Genomic DNA, 6,490 nt, shown 5'->3' on the forward strand with positions numbered 1-6,490 from the left:
AGCCATCCGCGAATAGGAGTCACACCCCCAGTGAGTGGTCGTCTGCGGCACCGCCACCGGCAAGCACCGGTGCTGATCTGTACATCGGAAGGGTTCGCCGAGCTGGCCGCAGAGGCCACCGACGAGGCAGAGCGGCAGGGATACACCGCTAAGGCGGAACTCGCCGCCCAGCTCGAACGCCTCAACGATGGGCTGGAGGCGGCGTTCAAAGTCTTGACCCCGGAAGAATTCGCCGACCTCGTTTGGCGGATCCCCAACCCGGAACGCACCGACTTCCTGAGTCACCTGCGCGTGCCGTCGGCGAAGAAACCCGTGCCGATCGCGGCGGCGAACGGGCTGGCGAGGCTGCGCACGTGGACCACTGAGGATCGCCGGCGGGCGGCCCGAACCATCACCCGGCCGGTGTTGCGGCGGCTGATGGAGCCACTCAGTGCGTGGCTCATCGACGGGGATGACGCCGCTCTGCGTAAGGCGCTGGTCGACGATGTCAGCCAGGCGAATGCGGTCCGGTTGATGGTGCTCGTCTGGTGGTACGACTTTCCACAGGTCGTCGCCGCGCTGCGGATCGCACTTACCAGCGGGCTGGCGCTGCCGACCTGGCCTGCGGACGTCGTCGACGACATCGCCGCCGCCTGCGGCCGCCTTGAGGTGCTGCGCGATGAACCCGTCGGCAGCGGCGAATCAGGCGCCGATGCCGAAGACGGAGGGGACGTGCCCGACGTCGGCGATGCCACCGCTGACGTGGTCGACGGCCACCACGGTCCTGTTGAAACCAACCCTCCCGGACCAGACGTCACCACCAATACGGCGCCGGACAGCGTCGACCCGGACCTGACGGGAGCTACGACGGCCGCCGAGCTCGCCGCCCGGCTGCGTGCCGCCGTCGACAGCGCCCACAACGCAGCCCAGCAGATATTCGACGCTCTCGCCGCGTCAAAGTTGCCCGATCCGCACCTGCTCGCCCGGATCGCCGAGCTGGGCACGGTTGTCACGCATGCTCGGGCCGTCCTCGCCGATCTCGGTGTGGACACCGACTTCGGTGACGACTGCGACGCCCTCGCCGCCGCGCTCGACCGCGCCTCAGCCGAGCAGGACAACGAGAACACCGCCCGCGAGCAGCTGACACGACTGACTCATCTGTCTGGGCCGGCAACGAGCGCCGATGTGCTGGGAGGCGTCCGCCAACTCGCCGAGCAGCTGCTCGACAAGGACTGCTGGGACGACAACCAGCGAAACCATGTCGTCGCGCTGACCACCCTGGTGCAGATCATCGACGCCGCCGAAGCCGACGACACCGCCACGGCGATGCACCTGTACGCCACCGCCCAGCATCGCCTGCCCACGGAACTGGGACCGGTCCTGGTTGTCGCGCTCATGGGCAAACTGACCACTGGAATCGACAACACCCCGGCGCCGGTCGGCGACCTCAGCCAGGACGATGCCGTCGAGCATGTGGCCGGGCCGGCGCCCGAAGACCGGGTCCCCACCGAGGCCGTAGACGCTGTCGGTGCGCCACCGTCTGGTCCGATCATGGCCACCGAGAGTATCTCCGTCGACGCGCCGCCGGCCGCGACGGACATCACCTCCGACAGCGCCCAGTCGCCGGTACCTGTATCGGACACCGCCCCCGGTCACGTCGATCTAGGGAACACAACGGACAACGGTACGGAGGCGGCTGCAGCATCTGAGGGGGTAGCTGCCGCAACGGGCGACACCGACGACGTCAGCGCGCCCCGCCGCACCACAGATCAGCCCAGCGACGGGGCCGATCTGATCAATCTGCAGCCGACGGCGCCGTCTGAGCAGCATCAGCCAGCTGTCTCACCGCGAAAACCCGATGACGCCGCGGGCGACAGCCTCATCGCGTCGCTACTACGCAAACGGCGCTACTGCCTGGCGTTTCACGCCGAGACCGTGCGGGGGAGCGCCACCCGGGCACAGGCGCTGCGTATGCTCGCCCTGTCCGAAGCGGTCCGCAGTGAAAGCGGCGCCACGTCGGCTGCGCTGCGTGCCGACCTCGACGCGCTGCACGTTCATCACTTCGACGGTGACCGCGCCGCCCAACTGGCGCTGCTCGCCGCCGCCGTCCGGGCGGCGCTGGTGACCGCCGATCCTAACGCCGGAACGATCCTGCAAGCTTTGGTCGGTTCTCTGCATGAACTGCCGCACCTGGCCCGGGTCGCCGGCGCGATCGGCACGGCCTCCGCTCGCGGGCTTCTGTCCAGCAGCGCGACACTCGCCGCGCTTGCCCCGATCGCGGGCGCTGACCAGAGCATCGCCACCGCCGTCGAAGCCGCCGTCCAGGCACGGGACCGACTTCGGACCGTGCGGTTCGCCCGCGCGCAGCAGATCGCCGACCAGTGGTGGTCCGCCGACGGGTTCATCGGCCAGGTGCTCGACATCGCCGCCCACGACCGTCGGGTTGACATTGACGTCGCCGTCGAACGGCTGCGCAAGTTCTCCCGCCGGGAGGCAATCGTCGAGGAACTGATGCGGGAAGACGCCCAGATCCGGGCGAAGAACACCCGGCCGCTGGAAGGCGCGGTCCGCCGGCGCCTCACCGATCACGCACGCGAATGTCTCGACGCCGTCGGCAACTGGGTCGACGCGGTCCGGGCGAACCCGGACGCGGCCCGCGACAGCCTTCAGGTGCCCCCGCAGCTGGCGGAGCTGCGTAACGAGGTCCGCGCGGGATGGATCGACGCCGACATCGAACTGCACGACACGGCGTCGATCGGCGACGACGGCCTGCTTGCAGCGGCCGCGGCGGTCTGCCGCGAGAGTGTCGCCCGTAGTGTCGAGCTGTTGGACGGGACAAGGCTGGGCGGAGCCGAACCGGACCCGAACACCGTCCTCAACCGGGAGGTGCTGCGCAGCCGGGCCCTGCCGGTCGACGCGAAACTGAACTTCGCCAGGCCAGTGACGATCACCGATATCGAGTCGGCGGTGGAGACATCGTGGGCGGCCGCGTTCGACGCCCGGCTTGCCATCGAGGACTACGGCGCGGCGCGGATCATCATCGACGCGGTCGCAGACGAAGACCCTCGACGGGCCGAGGAAATGGTGGACCGCCTCGAGGGCAGCATCGCCCGGTCGCAGAATGAGGTGCGGGCGTTGCGGGCGGATGTCGCCACGCAGGTGGAGAAAGCAGCCCGGCTGGGACAGCTCAGCCATGCCAATAACTCCCGCGTCCTCGCCGAACTGGAGGCGGCCCGCCTCGACCGGCCCGATTTGGGCGCGGTCCGACGTCAACTCGAAGACATCGTCAGCCGCCTGCCCGAATATGCCGAACAGGCCCGGGATGCGATGCGCAGCCGTGTCACGATCGAACTTAACGAGGCCGCCAGCCGGGCGGCCAACACCAACGGACCCAAGGTCGCCGAGAACGCCGCGGAGCTCATCAACGCCCGCATCGACACCGGAGACCTCGCCACCGCCGAGGAGTACCTGCTCAACGCCCTCGCGGGAGAGGATCCACCCAGCACCACCCGGCCTACCGACCTGGAGAAGTTCCTCGCTGCCCTCGGCGTTGCCACCGACGGTGTCACCCCGGCTCTGATCCGGGCCGCCCGGGACGGCGGCGCCCACAACGGCCTTGACTTCAGCCGGCTCAACGATTTTGAACGGACCAATGCCGTCGAGGGCCTCGAGCAGTGGCACCGGCTGACCACGGAACGGCAGTCGTTGCGCCACCAACGGACGAAGTCGGTGCTCGGGTATGCGCTGCGGCTGGCCGGTGTCGAGTTCACCAGCGAAAGGACCCCGTACAAGCTCGGTAACGCCCCGACCCGGAAATGGGTCGAGCTCACCAGCGTCAAGCTGACCGGTGGGGCACGGGTTCCGGCGTTCGGGTCCCGCGCCGGTGACCTGCTGAAGGTGATGCTGTGCTGGGGCGTGCAGGACGCCGCCACGCTGCTGACCTGGGTGGAGCAGGACGAGAGCAACGACCCGATCCTCGTGTTGCTGTTCGGCAGCATGTCGGCTGAACAGCGTAAGGTCCTAGCCAAAGAGTGTGCGGCCCGCGCCGACCGGCCGGTCATGGTCGTCGACGACGCCGCGATTGCGTTCCTCGCCGCCCGCGGAGGCGGACTGTTCGCTACGACCGAACGGATCCTGCTGCCGTACGCGGCGACCAACCCGTACCACCCGAGCGGACACGACGCGCTGCCCAGGGAGATCTTCTTCGGACGCGTCGACGAACGCAAGAGCATCCTCGACCCGTACGGCGCGAACCTGCTCTACGGCGGCCGGCAGCTGGGCAAGTCGGCGCTGCTGCAGGCCGCCGCTCGCCAGTTCGAGCTCTACCAGGACCGGGTCGCGGTGTACCTGCCGCTATCAGGCGGATTCGGCGCCACGGTCAAGATCGACGACCTGTGGAACATGATCGCCGAACGGCTCGCCCAGCGGGGTATCACCTCGCCGCGCAAACGGGCCCGCGACGCCGCCCAGTACGTCGAGACGACGATCACCACGTGGCTGGGCAGCAACAACCAGCGCAGACTGCTGCTGCTTCTCGACGAGTGCGACGGGTTCTTCGACGCCGACGCCCGGACAGGGTTCGAGCACACCACCCGCCTGCGTAACCTGATGATGACCACAAACCGTAACTTCAAGCCAGTGTTCGCCGGCCTGCACCAGGTCCAGCGGTTCGCACACTTGCCCAACCAGCCGCTCGCCAGCGCGCACTTCGGCGACCCGATCGCCATCGGCCCGTTGACACCAGCCGCGGCCCACGATTTGATGTTCACCCCGATGGACACCCTCGGGATCTCCTTTGACTCCGACGAGCTCATCCATCGGGTCCTCGCCTACTGCAACTACCAGCCGAAGCTGCTGCAGATGGTCGGCGAGGAGCTCGTGCGGGAAGCGTTGAGCCGACGGGGCCTGGAAGGGCCGCGGTACCGCATCCGCGACGAGGACCTGGAACGCGTGATCGGCTCCAACGCCGTCCGGCAGAAGATCCGTGAGACGGTGCACCTGACCCTCAACCTCGACTCGCGGTACAAGCTGATCGCTCTCGTCGTCGCCCTCTCCGCGCTGGAGAAGGGTGCCGACCATGCCATCCCCACGCACGTGCTGCGGGACGAGTGCCTGGCGTGGTGGCCGGAAGGGTTCGTCGACCAGGGAGCTGACGAGTTCCGGTCGTTGCTGTCGGAGATGAGCGGCCTCGGGGTCCTGTCGGAAACTAGCGGCCGGTGGCGGCTACGGTCCAGCAACGTGCTGCGTCTTCTCGGCACCGCGGAGACCATCGAGGAAGAGTTGTGCGCCCTGGAATGGCGTAACGTCGTCACCACCCTGTCGGCCGAGCAGGCCCGTCGTACGCTGACGGACGGCCGCATCTCGCCGGTGACCGAGAAGCAGCTGGCCACCTTGACCGAACGGGGCAACCACCTGTGGGTGGTCGTCGGCACCCAGGCGACCGGGATCGACCGGGTCGCGACGCGGCTGACTGAGGAAGCAGACATGATCGGGGCGCGGTTCACCCTGCACGTGACCCGGGGACCAGCAGGCTACCGGCGGGAACTGCGCGGCGGGGCGCCCGGTGACCGGCACCGGGTCGTGCTCAGCGACCTGTCAACAACGAGGCTCGACAATGCGCTCAACGAACTGCTTCAGGTCGACACCCTGCTGCCGGCAGCAGGGGTGACCCGCTCCGTGGTCGCGGTCGTCGACGCCAGCGTTAGCGAACTGTTCATCAAGGACGACGCTCCGCCGCTAGGGGAGGTCACCGACCGGGTGATCGTGCTGCGTCGGCTGTCGCCGGGCGGCCTGCGGTCGTGGGTCGTCGACAACGAGATCTCGTGTTTCGGTGACGCGGCCAGCCAGAAGACGCTGCTGGAGGCCACCGGCGGATGGACGGTGCTGCTCGACGACGCCGCCCGGCTCGCGGCCACCGAACGCACCGCTCGACGCGTGTGCGATGCGATCACCGCAGCAAGGCTCAACAGCGCCGAAGCCGCCAGTGTGTTCGTCGATCAGGTTGGACTGGCGAACAACCCGACGCTGGCGGCCGCTTTCGACTCGTTGCTCGACTACAACGCTCCGATGAGCGGCGAGGACCTGGCTACCTGGCTTGAGGTGACCGAATGTGGCGGCGCCCGGTCGGTGGAGGCGTTGCGGTACTTCGACGTGCTCGTCGAGCGACCCGACGACGGGCTGTGGGAACCGGAGCCGGTGTTCGCGGCGGCGTGGAGGAAAGCGCGATAGCAGTGACAGGCTGGGCCGGCGGCGGGTTTGTGACTGCTGCCGGAACAGCTTGGTGAACCATTGGCCCGAAGCATTGGGTTTCGTCGTGGGGCGGCGGTTATCGCCTGTCGGCGTACGCGCCGGGTCAACGTACATCCGGGTGCTCGGCGGGTGCTCGGTCGCCGTGGACAGGGTCGGCGTCGTATGGACTGTGTGGTACGTAAGTCCGGTGGGATCAGCCGAGACCTGCCGATGCGTGGACTGGTGGGACGCGTGGGCACGCGGGGGCATAGATTGACGCTGG

Annotated in this window: 1 protein-coding gene; it reads left to right on the plus strand. The window is 68.3% G+C overall.

The annotated features are described in order from the left end of the window. The first annotated feature begins 30 nt into the window (after positions 1-30). Positions 31-6,207: a hypothetical protein gene (locus tag Vse01_RS27330; protein ID WP_139233078.1), complete on the plus strand. Its 6,177-nt coding sequence runs from the start codon at positions 31-33 to the stop codon at positions 6,205-6,207. Positions 6,208-6,490: the final 283 nt, after the last annotated feature.

The organism is Micromonospora sediminimaris, assembly GCF_016863575.1.
In the GTDB taxonomy this organism is placed as follows: Bacteria; Actinomycetota; Actinomycetes; order Mycobacteriales; family Micromonosporaceae; genus Micromonospora; species Micromonospora sediminimaris.